Genomic DNA, 17,863 nt, shown 5'->3' on the forward strand with positions numbered 1-17,863 from the left:
TGGCGGCGTGGGTGACCTGTTGGCCGCACCCGCCGAGTCGGCGGGAGGTCTGACCGTGCACGGCGCGCGGGCCGTGGACGACGGCACGCCGGCCTCCACCCGACAGGCCCTGCTCGACGCCGACGTGCCGGCCCGGCTGGCCGCCCAGGACCCACCCCTGTGGGACCTTCCGGCGGCGGCCGGTCGGCCCGGCGGCGGGGACGACCTGCTCCCCCGCCTCGCCGAACTGGCGGCGGAACTGGCCGACCTCGACCACGTGGTGCTGCTCGGCACGGGCGGCACCCCGCTGGCGGCGCAGGCCGTCGCCCGCACCACCGGTCATCCGCTGACCGTGCTCGACACCACCGACCCCGGCCGGGTCCGGACCGCCCTGGACGACCGGCTGGCACGCACCGTCGTGGTGCTGACCGGCGCCGCCGAGGCCACGCCGGAGATGGACGACCACCGACGCGCCTACCGGCAGGCGTTCCTCGACGCGGGGCTGAGCGAGGCCGAAGCGGGTCGGCACTTCGTGGTGGTAACCGAGCCGGGTTCGCCGCTGGCGACCGCCGCCGCCGAGTGGGAGGCGATCACCGTGCCGGCCGACCCGCCGGTGACCGGACGCTCCTCGGCGCTGAGCGCGTACGGGCTGGTGCCCTGCGCGCTGGCCGGTGTACCGGTGGCCGACCTGCTCGACCAGGCCGACGCGTTCGCGGGCTCGCTGCCACGCCCGCAGGACAATCCCGCCCTGGCGCTCGGCGCCGCGCTGGCCGCCGCCGCGACGACCGGGCGCGACACGGTCGCGCTGGTCGGCGACGGTACCGGCGTCGAGGGACTGGGCGACTGGGTGGAGCACCTGCTCGCCGGTGCCACCGGCAAGGAGGGTCAGGGCATCCTGCCGGTGGTGCTCGGGTCACCGGACGACCCCGGCCTGACCGGGCCGGACGTCCTCACCGTCAGCTACGGCGGCGCGCTCGCCGCTCCGGCGGTGCCCGCCGGTGGCACCACGCCCGACGTGGCGGTCAACGGCCCGCTCGGCGCCCACTTCCTGGCCTGGGAGTACGCCGCCGCCGTCGCCGCCACCGTGCTCGGCGTCGACCCGTTCGACCGGCCCGACGCCGCCGAGTCCGCCCGGCACACCGAGGCGATCCTGGCCGACCCGCCGCCGGTGCCGACACCGTCGTCCACCACCGGCGCGATCGAGGTGTACGCACCGCCCGGCACCCCGGGCGACCTGCCCGACGCCCTGCGCCATCTGCTGGCCGGCCTCGACGATGACGGATACCTGGCGGTCACCGCCTATCTCGACCCGCACGCCGAGGCCGCCGCCGCACGGCTGCGCCCGCTGCTGGCCGCGCTGACCCGACGACCGGTCACCTTCGGTTGGGGACCCCGCTACCTGCACTCCACCGGTCAGTACCACAAGGGCGGTCCGCAGGCGGGTAGCTTTCTTCAGATAACCGGTACGGTCACAGTTGATCTGCCGGTGCCCGGCAAGCCGTACACCTTCGGGGAACGACAGGCGGCCCAGGCCGCCGGCGACCGGCGCGCCCTGGCCGGTCGTGGACGCCCGCTGCTGCACCTGCACCTGACCGAGCGGTCGGCGGGCCTGACCCGGTTGATCGACGCGGTCGGGTCGCTGCGGGCATGACGATGGACGACGTGGACGAGCGGAGCGAGGAGGCGGCGTGAACCCGCTGCGCGACCCGCAGGACCGGCGGCTGCCGCGGATCCCGGAGCCCTGCGCTCTGGTGATCTTCGGAGTCACCGGTGACCTGGCCCAGAAGAAGTTGCTGCCCGCGGTCTACGACCTCGCCAACCGGGGGTTGCTGCCACCCGGTTTCGTGGTCGTCGGCTTCGCGCGGCGGGACTGGCGCGACGGCGACTTCGCGTCGCTGGCCCGCGAGGCGGCCAAGACACACGCCCGCACCCCGTGGCGGGAGGAGGTCTGGTCGCGGCTGGAGCACAACATCAAGTTCGTCGGCGGCTCGTTCGACGACGACACCGCGTTCGACAACCTCGCCTCCTGCCTGGAGGGGCTGCGCGACAGCCACGGCATCCACGGCAACGCGGCGTTCTACTTCTCCATCCCCCCGGCCGCCTTCCCGGTGGTGCTCAAGCAACTCGCCCGCACCGGCATGGCCGACAACGAGAAGTGCGGCGGTTGGCGGCGGGTCGTGGTGGAGAAGCCGTTCGGGCACGACCTGCCCTCGGCCAAGGCCCTCAACGACCTGGTCGACGACGTGTTCACCCGGCAGGACGTCTTCCGCATCGACCACTACCTGGGCAAGGAGACGGTCCAGAACATCCTCGCCCTGCGGTTCGCGAACAGCCTCTTCGAGCCACTGTGGAACTCGCAGTACGTCGACTCGGTGCAGATCACCATGGCCGAGGACGTCGGCATCGGCTCGCGGGCCGGGTTCTACGACTCCGTCGGCACCGCCCGCGACGTGCTCCAGAACCACCTGCTGCAACTGCTCGCCCTGGTCGCGATGGAGGAGCCGACCAGCTTCGACGCCGACGAGATCCGGGCCGAGAAGCTGAAGGTACTCAAGGCGATCACCCTGCCGCACGACGTCGCCGACGGCACCGTACGCGGGCAGTACCTGCCCGGCTGGGTCGGCGGCCAGCGGGCCAAGGGATACCTGGAGGAGGACGGGGTCCCGCAGACCTCGACCACCGAGACGTACGTCGCGGTACGGCTAGGCATCCAGAACCGCCGCTGGGCCGAGGTGCCGTTCTACATCCGCGCCGGCAAGCGGCTGCCCCGACGGGTCACCGAGGTCGCGGTGATGTTCAAGCGGGCCCCGCACCTGCCGTTCAACCCGGCCGACATGGAGATGCTCGGCAACAACCAGCTCGTCATCCGGGTCCAGCCGGACGAGGGCGTGGTGCTCAAGTTCGGTTCCAAGGTGCCGGGGACCACGATGGAGGTCCGCGACATCGCGATGGACTTCCAGTACGGCGAGGCGTTCACCGAGTCCAGCCCCGAGGCGTACGAACGTCTGGTCCTGGACGTGCTGATCGGCGACCGCACGCTGTTCCCCGACGCCGCCGAGGTGGAACAGAGCTGGGCGGTGGTGGACCCGCTGGTGGAGGCATGGGAGGGCACCAAGCCCGAGCCCTACCGGTCCGGTGAGTGGGGTCCCCGAGCCGCCGACGAGATGCTGGCCCGCGAAGGCCGCGCCTGGCGGCGGGCGTGACCGGGCACCGCGAGCGAACCAGGAGGCTCCGTTGATCGGATTGTGGGACACCACCGGCAACGAGGTGGTGAAGGCGCTCGCCGCCGAACGACGCAGTGCCGGTGGCGTGGCCAGCGGCATGGCCCTGACCCTGATCGTGGTGGTGGACGAGAAGCGGGTCCGCGACGCGGAGGCGGCGGCCACCATCGCCGCCGCCGCGCACCCGTGCCGGCTGCTGGTGGTGGTCCGCTCCGACGTCGACCGTGACCGCAACCGCCTCGACGCCGAGATCGTCGTCGGCGGTCGACTGGGCCCGTGCGAGGCCGTGGTGATGCGGATGTACGGCCGGCTGGCGTTGCACGCCGAGTCGGTCGTGATGCCGCTGCTGGTGCCGGACGTACCGGTGGTCACCTGGTGGCACGGGGAGCCGCCGGACGAGATCGCCACCGACTTCCTCGGCGTGGTCGCCGACCGGCGGATCACCGACTCCGCCCAGGCCCCCGACCCGATCGAGGCGCTGCGGCTGCGGGCCCGCGACTACGCCCCCGGCGACACCGACCTCGCCTGGACCCGGATCACCCCGTGGCGCACCCTGGTCGCCGGGGCCTTCGACACCACCGAGGCGCAGCTCACCGAGGCGGCGGTGGTCGCACCGCCGACCGACCCGACGGCCGCGCTGATGCGTGGCTGGCTACGCAGTCGGCTGGGCATCAAGCCCCGCTGGGAGCGGACCAAGGAGTTCCCCCGGATGCGCGAGGTGCAACTGCGCTGCGCCAACGGCGACGAGTTGACGCTGACCCGGGACGACAGCATGGCCGTCTTCCGGCGGACCGGCCAGGAGGACCGGGTGCTGCCGCTGGTGCGTCGGCCGCTCGGCGACGAGTTGGCCGAGGAGTTGCGCCGGCTCGGCCCCGACCAGGTGTACGCCGAGACGCTCGGCGCCTTCGCCGGGTTGACCAACCTGGACCGGCGCTCCGGCCAGCGGGTGCACGTCTGGAAGGATCCGAGCACCGCGCAGCGCGCCGAGGCGGGCGTCACGGCGCACAGCTCCACCAGCACCGGTTCCTGACCGTCCGGCCCGGGAATCCCACGACACCGACCGCCGCGCGGTCGCGGAAGGACAGCATGACTGAGGCGAGTGTCGCCGTACACGCGGACGCGGATCTGCTGGCGCAGGCGGTCGCGGCGCGGTTGGTGGTGAAGCTGCTCGACGCCCAGGCCGAACGGGGCCAGGCGGCGGTGGTGCTCACCGGCGGACGGATCGCGGCGGCGGTCTACCGCGCGGTCGGCGCCCTGCCGGCCAAGGACGCGGTGGACTGGTCCCGGGTGGACTTCTGGTGGGGCGACGAACGGTTCCTGCCGGCCGGCGATCCGGACCGCAACGAGACGCAGGCCCGCGCCGCGCTGCTCGACGCGCTGCCGGTCGACCCGGACCGGATCCACCCGATGCCGCCGTCGGACGCGGGCGCCGACCCGGAGGAGGCCGCCGCCCGCTACGCGGCCGAGTTGGCCCGGGCCGCCCGGCCCGGCACCGCCGTCCTGCCCCACTTCGACGTGCTGATGCTCGGTGTGGGCGAGGACGGGCACGTCGCCTCGGTCTTCCCCGAGCACCCGGTGCACTACGAGAGTCGTCCGGTCAGTGCGGTGCGGGGCAGCCCCAAGCCGCCGCCGGTGCGGATCACCCTGACCCTGCCGACCATCAACACCGCCGAGGAGGTCTGGTTGGTGGCCGGTGGCTCCGACAAGGCCCAGGCGGTCGGTATGGCGCTGGCCGGCGCCGGGCCGGTGCAGGTGCCGGCGGCCGGCGTCCAGGGCACCAGCCGCACTCTCTGGCTGCTGGACCGCGCCGCTGCCGCCGACCTCCCCGCCCGCTTCCGCAGCCTGCGCTGACCCGATGTAAGGAAGGGTCCCCTGCTAACGCCTGGTGCATAGCAGGGGACCCTTCCTAACACTTCCAGCGCGAGCCCTGTGCCTGCGGCAGGCAGCGGGATTCAGCGGGAGCCGCGTCGGCGACGCAGGGCCGCGAGGGCCTCGGCGAGGATCGCCTCCCCCTCGGCCTCGGTACGCCGCTCCTTCACGTACGCCAGGTGGCTCTTGTAGGGCTCGGCCCGCACCCGGCCGGGCGGATCGTGGGCGTCCGGACCGGCCGGCAAACCGCAACGCGGGCAGTCCCAGGTGGGCGGGGCCTGCACCTCGGCCGCCAGCCGGATGTCGGTGCGGTGCCCGTTACGGCACCAGTAGCTCACCGACCGGCACGGGACCGGCTGATGGCGTTCGGGATGGCGTGGGGGCGCGGACCCGACCCGGGCGCCCCGGATGAATTGGCCGTTCGACACGGCGCTCGCTCCTGTCGTCGGAGGGGACCGCCGTCGAGGGGTGGACGGCGGGCGACGCGGTGCAGCGGGTGAAACGGACTGCGCGCGGCCCGTCGAGTGACGGACCGCGCGCAGATTGTACGACTGGAGAGGCGGCTCAGACCCCCGTGCCGACTTCGAGCCGGAGCCAGAGCCCGAGCCCGACGATGCAGGCGAACCACACGATGCCCACCAGGACGGTGTAGCGGTCGAGGTTCTTCTCGGCGACCGACGACCCGGCCAGGCTGGAACTGACCCCACCGCCGAACATGCTGGACATCCCACCGCCCTTGCCCCGGTGCAGCAGAATCAGCAGGACGAGCAGAACGCTCGTGATGACCAGCAACACGATCAACGTGTAGGCGAACCAGATCGGCATGGCGGGGGTCAGTCCTCTCGTTACGATCCTCGCCCGGACAGGTCGGGCACGGCGGCACCGACCGGCGGACGGGCGGAGTCAAGGATAGCGAGCGATCAGCCGGTGATGTGCTCCGGGAACCGGCAGATCTTCGCGAACTCCTCGGCGTCCAGGCTGGCGCCGCCCACCAGGGCACCGTCCACGTCCGGCTGCGCCATGATCGCGGCCACGTTCGACGACTTCACCGAACCGCCGTAGAGCACCCTGACCTGGTCCGCGGTGGCCTGGTCGAAGGTCTTGGCGAGCCGGGACCGCACCGCGCCGCACACCTCCTGGGCATCGTCCGGGGTCGCCGTCTTGCCGGTGCCGATCGCCCAGACCGGCTCGTACGCGACCACGACCTTGGTGACCTGCTCGGCGGTGAGCCCCTTGAGGGCCGCGTCGAGCTGGTCGGCGCAGTGCGCCACGTGCCCGCCCTGCTCGCGGACGTCCAGCCCCTCCCCCACGCAGAGGATCGGGGTGAGCCCGTTGGCCAGCGCGGCCTGCACCTTGGCGTTGACCAGCGCGTCGTCCTCGTCGTGGTAGGCACGCCGCTCGGAGTGCCCGATCACCACGTAGGTGCAGCCCAGCTTCGCCAGCATCGACCCGGCGATCTCACCGGTGTACGCGCCGGAGGCGTGCGCCGAGAGGTCCTGACCGCCGTAGCCGATGAGCAGCTTGTCGCCCTCCACCACGGTCTGCACCGTGCGCAGGTCGGTGAAGGGCGGCAGGACCACCGTCTCCACGTCGGTCAGCTGCTTCTCGGTGAGGCTGGCCGCCAGCTTCTGCACCAGCAGGTTCGCCTCGAGGTGGTTGAGGTTCATCTTCCAGTTGCCGGCCATCAGCGGCCGGCGGGGAGCACTTGCCATCAGTCAGTTCTCCAGGGCCGCGATGCCGGGGAGGGTCTTGCCCTCCAGGTACTCCAGGGAGGCGCCGCCGCCGGTGGAGATGTGGCCGAAGGACTTCTCGTCCAGGCCGAGCGACCGCACCGCCGCCGCCGAGTCGCCGCCACCGACCACGCTGAACGCCTCGGACTCGGCGATCGCCTCGGCGACCCCCCGGGTGCCGCCCGCGAACGCGGCCATCTCGAACACGCCCATCGGGCCGTTCCAGAAGATCGTCCGGGTGCCGGTCCGCAGCGCGGCGGCGAAGCCGGCCACGGTCTCCGGACCGATGTCGAGCCCGACCCGGTGGCTGGGGATGCCGTCGGCCGGCACCACGTCGTGCGCGGCGTCCGGGGCGAAGGCGTCCGCGGCCACCACGTCGACCGGGAGCATGATCTTGCCCGCGCCGCGCTCCAGCAGGTTGCGGCAGGTCTCGACCATGTCCTTCTCGAGCAGCGAGGTACCCACCTCGTGGCCCTGCGCCTTGAGGAACGTGAAGCACATGCCGCCACCGATGAGCAGCCGGTCCACGGTCGGCAGCAGCGCCTCGATCACGGCGAGCTTGTCGGAGACCTTGGAACCGCCCAGCACCACCACGTACGGCCGCTCCGGCGACTCGGTGAGCGTGGAGAGCACCTCCACCTCGCGCAGCACCAGGCGACCCGCGACGTGCGGCAGCCGCGCCGGTACGTCGTACACGCTGGCGTGCTTGCGGTGCACCGCACCGAACGCGTCGTCGACGTACGCGTCGCCGAGGGCGGCGAGCTGGTCGGCGAAGGCACCGCGCTCGGCGTCGTCCTTGCTGGTCTCGCCCTTGTTGAAGCGCAGGTTCTCCAGCAGCGCGACCTCGCCGTCGGCGAGCGCCGCCACGGTGGCCTGGGCCGACTCGCCGACCGTGTCGGTGGCGAAGTGCACCGGCGCGCCGAGCAGCTCACCGAGTCGGCCGGCGACCGGGGTGAGGCTGAACTGCGGGTCCGGCGCGCCCTTCGGGCGACCGAGGTGGGAGCAGACGACCACCTTCGCGCCGGCCGAGACCAGCGCGCCCAGCGTCGGCAGCACCGCGCGGATGCGACCGTCGTCCGTGATGGCCCCGGTCTGCTTGTCGAGCGGGACGTTCAGGTCGGCGCGCACCAGCACGCGCCGACCCGACACCCCCTCGGCGAGCAGGTCGTCGAGGTTGCGGATGGTCGCACTCACAGGGACTTACCCACCAGCTTGACCAGGTCGACCAGACGGTTCGAGTAGCCCCACTCGTTGTCGTACCAGCCGACGACCTTGACCTGGTTGCCGATCACCTTGGTCAGCGGCGCGTCGAAGATGCAGGACGCCGGGTCGGTGACGATGTCGGCCGACACGATCGGGTCCTCGTTGTAGACCAGGATGCCCTTGAGCGGACCGTCGGCGGCGGCCTTCAGCGCGGCGTTGACCTCGTCCACCGTGGTCTCCCGACCGACGGTCACGGTGAGGTCGGTGGCCGAGCCGGTGGGGATCGGCACCCGCAGCGCGTACCCGTCCAGCTTGCCCTTGAGCTCCGGCAGCACCAGGCCGATCGCCTTCGCGGCACCGGTCGAGGTCGGCACGATGTTCAGCGCGGCGGCCCGGGCCCGACGCAGGTCCGAGTGCGGCGCGTCCTGCAGGTTCTGGTCCTGGGTGTACGCGTGGATCGTGGTCATCAGACCCTGCTCGATGCCGAACGTGTCGTGCAGCACCTTCGCCATCGGCGCGAGGCAGTTGGTGGTGCAGGAGGCGTTCGAGATGATGGTGTGCTTGGCCGGGTCGTACTGGTCCTGGTTGACACCCATCACCACGGTGACGTCTTCGTTCTTGGCCGGTGCCGAGATGATGACCTTCTTGGCCCCACCGTCGACGTGCGCCTTCGCCTTGGTGGCGTCGGTGAAGAACCCGGTCGACTCGATGACGACGTCGACGTTCAGGTCGCCCCACGGCAGCGCGGCCGGGTCACGCTCGGCGTACGCCTTGATGGTCTTGCCACCGACGGTGATCTCGTCGGCGGTGGCCTTGACCTCGTGCGGGAGGCGACCCAGAATGCTGTCGTACTTGAGCAGGTGAGCGAGCGTCGCGTTGTCGGTCAGGTCGTTGACGGCCACGACCTCGACGTCAGCGCCGGACGCCAGCACTGCCCGGAAGAAGTTACGGCCGATACGGCCGAAGCCGTTGATGCCAACCCGGATGGTCACAGGTCCCATCTCCTCGCGTTCTGGTTCGCCGGCGTGGAGACCCTCGGCCGGCGAAGTGGTGTGCGCCGACCGTTGGAGCCGGCCGTTGACGGTTCATCTCGGCCACCCCGCCGCGGTCCGAGGGACCTGACCGCCCCGAGGCGGTGGGTACGGCGGGGAGCGCCGGTGCCGGCCCCCTTGCCGTACGCAGCGACCATATCCGAGCGCGGCGAGCCGCGCCGCGCCGGGTGGTTTCCCTCACCCGCGCCGCCGGACGCCGCACCGCCTCGACGACGCGCGGCGACGAGGGCGTGCCTCGCCGGCCCGCCCGCGCCGGGACGACCCACCGTCCTATCAGACCACGAGCATGTCGGGCGTGACGGCCGCTTCGGTATCCGGGATGCCCAGGTCGCGGGCCCGCTTGTCGGCCAGCGCCAGCAGCCGGCGGATCCGCCCGGCGATGGCGTCCTTGGTCAACGGCGGATCGGCCAGCGCGCCCAACTCCTCCAGCGACGCCTGCCGGTGCTCCAGCCGCAGCCGGCCGGCCGAGGTCAGGTGCTCGGGCGCGTCGTCGGCGAGGATCTCCAGGGCCCGGGTCACCCGGGCGGCGGCGGCCACCGCCGCCCGCGCCGAACGCCGCAGGTTGGCGTCGTCGAAGTTGGCCAGCCGGTTCGCCGTGGCCCGCACCTCGCGGCGGACCCGACGCTCCTCCCAGGCCAGCACGCTGGAATGGGCACCGACCCGGGTCAGCAGCGCGGCGATCGCGTCACCGTCCTTGACCACCACCCGGTCGACGCCGCGCACCTCCCGCTGCTTGGCGGTGATGCCGATCCGGCGGGCGGCACCGACCAGCGCCAGCGCCGACTCCGGGCCCGGGCAGGTGATCTCCAACGCACTGGAACGGCCCGGCTCGGTCAGCGAGCCGTGCGCCATGAACGCCCCCCGCCACGCGGACACCGCGCAGCAGACGTTGGCGGCCACCACGTGCGGCGGCAGCCCCCGTACCGGCCGGCCCCGCACGTCCAGCAGGCCGGTCTGCCGGGCCAGGGCCTCGCCATCCTTGACCACCCGGACGATGAAGTGGCTGCCCTTGCGCAGCCCACCGGAGGCCAGTACGTGGATCTCGCTCGAGTAGCCGTAGACCTCGGCGATCTCCCGCCGCAACCGACGGGCCACCGCGCCGGTGTCGAGTTCGGCCTCCACCACCACCCGCCCGGAGACGATGTGCAGCCCACCGGCGAACCGCAGCAGCGCGGCCATCTCCGCCCGCCGGCAGCAGGGCTTGGGCACGTCGACCCGACTCAGCTCGTCCTTGACCGCAGCCGTCATCGCCATTGTGCGTCCCCTCACGGACCCGTTCCGGCGTGTCGCCGGAGATTACGTACGTGTCTAACGATCGGCGCCCAGTACGGGCACCAGTGCGGCGCCCAGGGCGGCCGGATCATGTCGGGGAGTGCCGTCATCGACCGCGACGGGAGCGAGGACCAGTCGGGCTCCCAGGGATTCTGCCGCACGGTCGACCGGTTCGGGGGCACCGACCGCCTTGGCGTCGGCGAGCACCACGTCGACCGTCAACTCCGGCAGATACCAACGCAGCGCCGCCAGGTGATCGGCGACGGAGAGGCCGAGGGTCTCCTTCTCGGCGGCCAGGTTGAGGGTGACCAGGCGGCGGGCCGGGCTGGCCAGGATCGCCGCGGCCAACTGCGGCACCAGCAGGTGCGGCAGGACGCTCGTGTACCAGCTTCCCGGACCGAAGATCAGCCAGTCGGCGGCACCGATCGCGGCGACCGCCTGCGGGCACGCCGCCGGCGCCTGCGGGGTCAGTCGCACCGACTCGACCCGGCCGGTGGTGATCGCCACCTGGTGCTGACCGCGTACCGTGCACACCTCGTCCGGGCGGCCGGGGTCCGCGGCGCGTACCCGGGCCTCGATGTCGACCGGCTCGCAGGACATCGGCAGCACCCGCCCGACCGTGCCGAGCATCGCCCCGGCGTGCTCCAGGGCCGCCACCGGGTCGCCGAGCTGCTCCATCAACCCGGCGATCACCAGGTTGCCCACCGCGTGCCCACCCAGCCCGTCGCCCTTACCGGGCAGGCCGCGCGTCGCCGGGCCGAACCGGTGCTGGAACAGGCCGGCGCTGCGCCGGGTCGCCGGATGGTCGCCGGCCAGCGCGACCAGCGCCTGCCGGAGGTCACCGGGGGGCAGCCCGCCCCGCTCGGCGCGCAGCCGCCCACTGGAGCCGCCGTCGTCGCCGACGGTCACCACCGCCGTGATGTCGAGATCGAGTCCGGGGGCGCAGCGACGTAACGCCCGTAACGACACGGACAGGCCGTGCCCGCCCCCGAAGGCCACCACCCGGACCGTCATTCCCGCCCCAGATCCCGGTGCTGTGCGTTGGCGGCAAGCCCGGCACGACGCAGCCGGGCCGCCAGTTCCTCGGCGATCGCCACACTGCGGTGCTTGCCGCCGGTGCAGCCGACCGCCACGGTCAGGTACCGCTTGCCCTCCCGCTCGAACCCCGAGGTGGTGGCGCCGACCAGGTCCGCGTACCCGTCGACGAACGCGTCGGCGCCGGCCTGGCTCAGCACGTACGCGCTGACCGCTTCCTCCCGACCGGTGTGCTCACGCAGTTCGGGCACCCAGAACGGGTTGGGCAGGAACCGGGCGTCCATCACGAAGTCGGCGTCCGGCGGCAGGCCGTACTTGAAGCCGAAGGAGATCACGGTCAGTCGCAGCCGCCGCGCGTCCTCCGCGCCGAACAGCTCCTCGACGCGTCGGCGGAGCTGGTTGACGTTGAGGTGGCTGGTGTCGATGATCACGTCGGCCTGGTCGCGGGCCTCCTCCAGCAGTCCCCGCTCGACGGCGATGCCGTCGGCGAGCCGTCCGTCGCCCTGCAACGGATGCGAGCGCCGCACGCTCTCGAAGCGCCGGATCAGCACCTCGTCGTCGGCGTCGACGAAGACCACCCGGGGGGCGTAGCCACGCTCCTTCAGCTCCCGGATCGCCTCGGCCAGGTCGGTGGAGAAGGCACGCGAGCGCACGTCCAGCACCATCGCGGTACGCCGGGCGGCCCCACCGGCCTTCACCGCCAGCTCGGCCATGTCCAGCAACAGCGCCTGCGGCAGGTTGTCCACCACGTAGAAGCCGACGTTCTCCAGAGCCCGGGCCACGGTGCTGCGCCCGCCACCGGAGAGGCCGGTGACCACGACCAGGGTGGTGTCCGTCTCGCCGGCCACCATCCCGGACTCACCGGATACGCCGCCGTGGTGACCGGTCGTGTGCGCCTCGCCCACCCATCAACCCCCAAGCCGTGGCGCCGCGGTCGGAGCCGACCGGGCATGGTCAAGCGCCGACTCTAGCTCGCCGCTCCCGACCCGACGGAGCGCACCGCCGCACCGTCCACCAGCCGGCCTGGGAGTGTAAGGAGGGGTCCCCTGCTATACACCAGGCGTTAGAAAGGGCCCCTTCCTAACACGGCTCGTGTCGGCTGACTGACGGCACGTGACGCCCGAGGCCGCTATCCTCCGGAAATGGGGAGGCACGGGGCGCGGCTGCGCTGGGTGGTGGCCCTTGTCTCGGTCACGATCGCGGTGCTGGCCACGGTGGATCGTTTCGTCGAACGCGAACGTGAGTGGGCACACGGCGGCGACCAGGTCGCGGTGACCGTCGAGGCCCGTCTGCCGGAGCCGGACCGGGTGGGGCGCACCGCTGCCGCGCTCGGCTGGCCACACGCGACCGACCGCGTCCGCGGCGACCCCGACCGGCAGTCGGTGGTGCTGCGACTGCGCTGGTCCGGGCCGCCACGCAAGGGCTCCTACCAGGTCATGCTGCTCGACGACCGGCAATCACCGCCTCGGGTGCTGCGCCCCGAGGGCGGCTCCGACGCCGCCGGCGACGCCGGATTCAACTGGTCCGACGCGTACGAGGTGCTGGCCGCCCGGTACGACTGGCTGGCCGACACCGCCGCCCGCGAGGAGCCGGACGGTACGCAGGGAAGCGCACCGCACGTCGGCGCGATCGGCACCCGCGCGACCGGCGACGGCAGCCTGATCGCGGTGTTCCGTCTCGATCCCGATGCCTCGCCGCTGGAGGACCCGACCCACCTGGTGGTGGCCTTCTGCTACGTCGACGCCGACGGCGAGGTGCGCTGGGCCAAGCGCATCCCGGTCCCACCGACCTACTGAACCCCGAGCCCCGTCCGCCCCGCCCTGCGGTGGTCAGACCAGCGAACCAGCTTCAACGTGGCACCGCAGCTAGCCGACACGCCGGGGCGAGAGCAGCTGCGCTGCCACGATCCGAGTGCCGCCCGATCAGTCGCGCCGCGTGGTCACGAACGCCGACCGGTGTGGCTCGTAGAATCCTCGGATGGTCTCTCCCGCCGACGTGAGCGTCACCGACCTGGCCACCTCCGATGCGCCTGTCGCCGAGAAGGTGACAGCGGCGCTCGACGTGCTGCGGCGGGTCTTCGGGTACGACGCGTTCCGTGGCTTCCAGCAGGAGGTCATCGAGCACGTGGCGGCCGGTGGTGACGCGTTGGTGCTGATGCCGACCGGTGGCGGCAAGTCGCTGTGCTACCAGATCCCGGCGCTGGTCCGTGACGGTGTCGCGGTGGTGATCTCGCCGTTGATCGCGTTGATGCAGGACCAGGTCGACGCGTTGACCGCCGTCGGGGTACGCGCCGGTTTCCTGAACTCCACGCTGGATCTGGACACCCGTCGGCTGGTCGAGGCGGAATTCGTCGCCGGGGAGATCGACCTGCTCTATCTCGCCCCGGAGGCGCTGGCCAGTCGTGCCACGCTGAGCCTGCTGGACCGGGGGCGGATCAGTCTCTTCGCCATCGACGAGGCGCACTGCGTGTCGCAGTGGGGCCATGACTTCCGGCCGGACTACCTCAACCTGTCGATGCTGCACGAGCGCTGGCCGGGCGTACCCCGGATCGCGCTGACCGCCACCGCGACCAGCGCCACCCGTACGGAGATCGCCACCCGACTCAACCTGACCGAGGCGCGGCACTTCGTGGCCAGCTTCGACCGGCCGAACATCCAGTACCGGATCGTGCCGAAGCGGGAGGCGCGCAAGCAACTGCTCGCCCTGCTGCGCGACGAGCACCCGGGCGAGGCCGGCATCGTCTACTGCCTGTCGCGCGCCTCGGTGGAGAAGACGGCCGAGTTCCTCACCGCCAACGGTATCGACGCGCTGCCGTACCACGCTGGTCTGGACGCGGCGACCCGCGCCGCCAACCAGCAGCGGTTCCTGCGCGCCGACGGCGTGGTGATGGTGGCGACGATCGCCTTCGGCATGGGCATCGACAAGCCGGACGTCCGCTTCGTCGCCCACCTCGACCTGCCCAAGTCGGTCGAGGGTTACTACCAGGAGACCGGTCGTGCCGGCCGGGACGGGCTACCGTCGACCGCCTGGTTGGCGTACGGGCTCCAGGACGTCGTCCAGCAACGCAAGATGATCGACACCTCCGAGGGCGACCTGGCCCACCGACGCAACCTCGCCGCGCACCTCGACGCGATGCTGGCGCTCTGCGAAACGGTCCGCTGCCGACGGGTGCAGTTGCTCGACTACTTCGGGCAGCGCCTGGACGGTGACTGCGGCAACTGCGACACCTGCCTGGCCCCGCCGGAGTCCTGGGACGGCACGGTCGCCGCGCAGAAGCTGCTCTCCACGGTGTTCCGGCTGGACCGGGAACGCAACCAGCGGTTCGGCGCCGGGCACTGCATCGACATCCTGCTGGGTAAGAGCACCGACAAGATCGTCCAGCACCGGCACGACTCGCTCACCGTCTTCGGCATCGGCGACGACCTCAGCGAGGCGGAGTGGCGGGGCGTGGTGCGCCAGTTGCTCGCCGAGGGCCTGCTCGCCGTCGAGGGCGACTACGGCACCCTGGCGCTCACCGACGCCAGCGCCGAGGTGCTCGGCCGGCGGCGCACCGTGATGATGCGCCGGGAGCCGGCCCGCCCGGCGAAGGTGGCCAAGCCCCGGGGCGCGGCCACCGTGGTCGCGGAACTGCCGGCCGAAGCAGCCGGTACGTTCGAGCGCCTGCGCGCCTGGCGCGCGGCCAGTGCCAAGGAGCAGGGCGTACCCGCCTACGTCATCTTCCACGACGCCACGTTGCGGCAGATCGCCGCCGATGCTCCGTCGTCGCTGGCCGAGTTGTCGCGGATCAGCGGTGTCGGCGAGAACAAGCTGGCCAAGTACGGCGAGCAGATCCTCGGGGTGCTCGCCGACCCGGCCTGACCCGCTGCTCGGCCGGGCGCTGCTCGGCGGCTGTGCCACTCGGCGCTCGGCCGAAGCGGCGATGTCGGCGTGTCCGGCGGGCGGTGTCCCTCCCCCAACCAGGTCAACGCCTTCGAGCGGAACCGGCCGTGCTCTCGGAAGGGTTGTCAGTCGATGCAGTCACCTTCCAGGTCAGCGCCTTTCGAGCTGAACCGTTTGCGCTCTCGGGAAAGGCGATCCGTCGGTGCAGTCAGCTCGATAGTCGCGTCACCTGACCTGGCAGCCCCCCGCGCGACGCGCATCGACCCCGCCGACAAGGTCGCGCTCACGCCGACCAGCCTGGTGCTCGACCAGGTCGGGCGGAACCTGACCACGACCGAGACCGCACGGAAGCCGACGAGGTGGCGACGAAGCCCATTGAGGCTGCCGCGTGGGTCGATGAGGCGGTCGAGTCGGAGCTGACCGTGCGGATCAGTCGGTGGCTGCCGGACTGTCGGTGGCGCCGAGGGCGGTGAGGATCGCCTCGGCGGTGCGCCGGCCGATGCCGGGGACCTCGGTGATCTCGTCCACCGTGGCGGCCGAGAGGCGCTTGAGGGAGCCGAAGTGGCGCAGCAGCGCCTTGCGGCGTATCTCGCCGAGGCCGGGGACGCTGTCCAGCGCGGAGGTGGTCATCCGCTTCGAGCGGCGCTGCCGGTGGAAGGTGATGGCGAAGCGGTGGGCCTCGTCGCGTACCCGTTGGAGCAGGTAGAGCCCCTCCGAGGTGCGCGGCAGGATGACCGGGAAGTCGTCGTCGGGCAGCCAGACCTCCTCCAGTCGCTTGGCCAGGCCGCACAGCGCCACGTCGTCGATGCCCAACTCGGCGAGTGTCTGGGCGGCGGCGGCCACCTGCGGTGCGCCGCCGTCGACCACGACCAACTGCGGCGGGTACGCGAACTTGCGCGGCCGTCCGGTGGTCGGGTCGACCAGCACACCCACCTTCGGCTCGTCCTCGCCCATGTTCGCACCGTCGCGCGTCGCCTCAGCGGAGGCGGGAAGGTCGGCAGCGGCCGGGGCAGCGGGGGCAGCCAGGTCGGCAGCAGCAGCCAGGTCGCTGGCGGACTCCACGCCCGCCTCGCCGGTCTCGGCGCGGGCGTCGAGGTAGCGGGCGAAGCGGCGGCGCAGCACCTCGGACATCGCGGAGAGGTCGTCGGTGGCACCCCGGATGATGAACCGGCGGTACTCGCTCTTGCGGGGCAGGCCGTCCTCGAAGACGACCATGCTGGCCACCACGTCGGTGCCCTGGATCTGCGAGATGTCGAAGCACTCGATGCGCAACGGCGCGGTACGCATGTCGAGCGCGTCGCTGATCTCGTCGAGCGCCTTGCCGCGCGTGGTGAGGTCGCCGGCCCGCTTGAGCTTGTGTCGGGCCAGCGCGTCCTTCGCGTTGCGCCCGACCGTCTCCATCAGGGTGCGCTTGTCGCCGCGCTGCGGCACCCGCAGCGTCACCCGGCTGCCCCGGTGCTGGGAGAGCCAGTCGGCGAGGGCCTCGGCGTCGGCGGGCAGCTCCGGCACCAACAGCTCGCGCGGGACGTCGGTCTCGCCCTGCTCGCCGCCGTAGACCTGGGTGCAGAAGTGGTGCACCAGGTCGCCGGTGCTGAGGTCCTCGGTCTTCTCCACCACCCAGCCACGCTGACCGCGTACCCGGCCGCCGCGTACATGGAAGACCTGTACCGCGGCTTCCAGCGGGTCGTCGGCGAACGCGACCACGTCGGCGTCGGTGCCGTCGCCGAGCACCACGGTCTGCTTCTCCATCGCCCGGCGCAACGCGGCGACGTCGTCGCGCAGCCGGGCCGCCCGCTCGAACTCCAGCGCCTCGCTGGCCTCGGTCATCTCGCGTTCCAGCTTGCGCACCATGGAGTCGGTGCGTCCGGCCATGAAGTCGCAGAAGTCGTCGACGATCTCGCGGTGCCGCTCGGCGGTGACGCTGCCGACGCAGGGTGCCGAGCACTTGCCGATGTAGCCGAGCAGGCAGGGCCGGCCGACCTGCCCGGCCCGTTTGAACACCCCGGCGGAGCAGGTCCGCGCCGGGAAGACCCGTAGCAGCAGGTCGAGCGTCTCGCGGATCGCCCAGGCGTGCGAGTACGGCCCGAAGTAGCGCACGCCCTTGCGCTTGCTGCCCCGCATCACCTGCAGCCGTGGGTACTCCTCGTCGAGGGTGACCGCCAGGTACGGGTACGACTTGTCGTCGCGGTAGCGGACGTTGAACCTCGGGTCGTACTGCTTGATCCAGAGGTATTCGAGCTGGAGCGCCTCGACCTCGGTGCCGACGGTGACCCAGTCCACCGACTCGGCGGTGGTGACCATCTGCTGGGTGCGCTGGTGCAGGCCCCACAGGTCGCCGAAGTAGGAGTTGAGTCGGCTGCGCAGGTTCCGCGCCTTGCCGACGTAGATCACCCGGCCGGTGCCGTCGTAGAAGCGGTAGACCCCCGGCGCCTCGGGGATGGTGCCCGGCGCGGGACGGTAGGTCGACGGATCAGCCACACTCCGAGACTAGTCGCCACCCCCGACAGCCCTGATCATCCCCACTTGGCCTCTTCTGCGTCCGCGTGGGTCCGGCGTACCGGGGAGTCGCGATTGACGCCTTCCAATCTCGGGTGCCGACGCCTACCATCCAGTAACCGAATGT

Annotated in this window: 15 protein-coding genes; 6 read left to right on the forward strand and 9 right to left on the reverse strand. The window is 72.0% G+C overall.

Annotated elements, in window-relative coordinates:
• Window positions 1-7: 7 nt before the first annotated feature.
• Genes ACZ31C_RS14730 through pgl form a run of 4 tightly spaced genes read left to right on the forward strand, consistent with a single transcriptional unit; the run spans window position 8 to window position 5,051 of the window.
• Window positions 8-1,630, forward strand: coding sequence for a glucose-6-phosphate isomerase (locus tag ACZ31C_RS14730; RefSeq protein ID WP_465795701.1), 1,623 nt, complete (start codon window positions 8-10; stop codon window positions 1,628-1,630).
• Between the two features lie 37 nt (window positions 1,631-1,667).
• Window positions 1,668-3,182, forward strand: a complete 1,515-nt coding sequence (zwf, locus tag ACZ31C_RS14735) for a glucose-6-phosphate dehydrogenase (protein WP_465795702.1) — start codon at window positions 1,668-1,670, stop codon at window positions 3,180-3,182.
• A gap of 31 nt (window positions 3,183-3,213) precedes the next feature.
• A complete protein-coding gene (locus tag ACZ31C_RS14740; RefSeq protein WP_396742906.1) occupies window positions 3,214-4,230 on the forward strand; it encodes a glucose-6-phosphate dehydrogenase assembly protein OpcA in 1,017 nt (338 codons plus the stop codon).
• 56 nt (window positions 4,231-4,286) lie between these two features.
• Window positions 4,287-5,051, forward strand: a complete 765-nt coding sequence (gene pgl / locus ACZ31C_RS14745; RefSeq protein ID WP_465795703.1) for a 6-phosphogluconolactonase — start codon at window positions 4,287-4,289, stop codon at window positions 5,049-5,051.
• A gap of 101 nt (window positions 5,052-5,152) precedes the next feature.
• Here pgl and ACZ31C_RS14750 read toward each other — a convergent pair whose 3' ends face one another.
• The 8 genes from ACZ31C_RS14750 to rapZ form a co-directional block, all read right to left on the reverse strand.
• Window positions 5,153-5,497 (reverse strand): RNA polymerase-binding protein RbpA, encoded by a 345-nt coding sequence (locus ACZ31C_RS14750; protein ID WP_465795704.1) that lies wholly within the window; start codon window positions 5,495-5,497, stop codon window positions 5,153-5,155.
• 136 nt (window positions 5,498-5,633) lie between these two features.
• Window positions 5,634-5,894 carry a preprotein translocase subunit SecG gene (gene secG / locus ACZ31C_RS14755; protein WP_131052175.1) on the reverse strand — a complete coding sequence of 87 codons (261 nt, stop codon included), beginning with the start codon at window positions 5,892-5,894 and terminating at the stop codon, window positions 5,634-5,636.
• 95 nt (window positions 5,895-5,989) lie between these two features.
• On the reverse strand, window positions 5,990-6,781 hold the full coding sequence (tpiA, locus tag ACZ31C_RS14760; RefSeq protein ID WP_350696535.1) for a triose-phosphate isomerase: 792 nt from the start codon (window positions 6,779-6,781) through the stop codon (window positions 5,990-5,992).
• Between the two features lie 3 nt (window positions 6,782-6,784).
• Window positions 6,785-7,993: a phosphoglycerate kinase gene (locus tag ACZ31C_RS14765; RefSeq protein ID WP_465795705.1), complete on the reverse strand. Its 1,209-nt coding sequence runs from the start codon at window positions 7,991-7,993 to the stop codon at window positions 6,785-6,787.
• Window positions 7,990-8,994, reverse strand: a complete 1,005-nt coding sequence (gene gap, locus ACZ31C_RS14770) for a type I glyceraldehyde-3-phosphate dehydrogenase (protein WP_350696533.1) — start codon at window positions 8,992-8,994, stop codon at window positions 7,990-7,992. The genes ACZ31C_RS14765 and gap overlap by 4 nt, the downstream gene beginning before the upstream one ends.
• Window positions 8,995-9,327: 333 nt before the next feature.
• A complete protein-coding gene (gene whiA, locus ACZ31C_RS14775; protein WP_350696532.1) occupies window positions 9,328-10,308 on the reverse strand; it encodes a DNA-binding protein WhiA in 981 nt (326 codons plus the stop codon).
• Between the two features lie 54 nt (window positions 10,309-10,362).
• A complete protein-coding gene (locus ACZ31C_RS14780) occupies window positions 10,363-11,340 on the reverse strand; it encodes a gluconeogenesis factor YvcK family protein (RefSeq protein WP_465795706.1) in 978 nt (325 codons plus the stop codon).
• Complete coding sequence (rapZ, locus tag ACZ31C_RS14785; RefSeq protein WP_396743303.1) at window positions 11,337-12,212, reverse strand: RNase adapter RapZ; 876 nt, start codon at window positions 12,210-12,212, stop codon at window positions 11,337-11,339. Before rapZ ends, ACZ31C_RS14780 begins: the two co-directional genes overlap by 4 nt.
• Before the next feature lie 291 nt (window positions 12,213-12,503).
• Between rapZ and ACZ31C_RS14790 the strand changes: the two genes are divergently transcribed.
• Window positions 12,504-13,157 carry a hypothetical protein gene (locus ACZ31C_RS14790; protein WP_465795707.1) on the forward strand — a complete coding sequence of 218 codons (654 nt, stop codon included), beginning with the start codon at window positions 12,504-12,506 and terminating at the stop codon, window positions 13,155-13,157.
• A 181-nt stretch (window positions 13,158-13,338) separates the two neighbouring features.
• Window positions 13,339-15,219: a DNA helicase RecQ gene (gene recQ / locus ACZ31C_RS14795; RefSeq protein ID WP_465795708.1), complete on the forward strand. Its 1,881-nt coding sequence runs from the start codon at window positions 13,339-13,341 to the stop codon at window positions 15,217-15,219.
• Between the two features lie 450 nt (window positions 15,220-15,669).
• Here recQ and uvrC read toward each other — a convergent pair whose 3' ends face one another.
• Window positions 15,670-17,718, reverse strand: coding sequence for an excinuclease ABC subunit UvrC (uvrC, locus tag ACZ31C_RS14800; protein ID WP_465795709.1), 2,049 nt, complete (start codon window positions 17,716-17,718; stop codon window positions 15,670-15,672).
• Between the last annotated feature and the right edge of the window lie 145 nt (window positions 17,719-17,863).

The organism is Micromonospora sp. NPDC023869 (genome assembly GCF_055559695.1).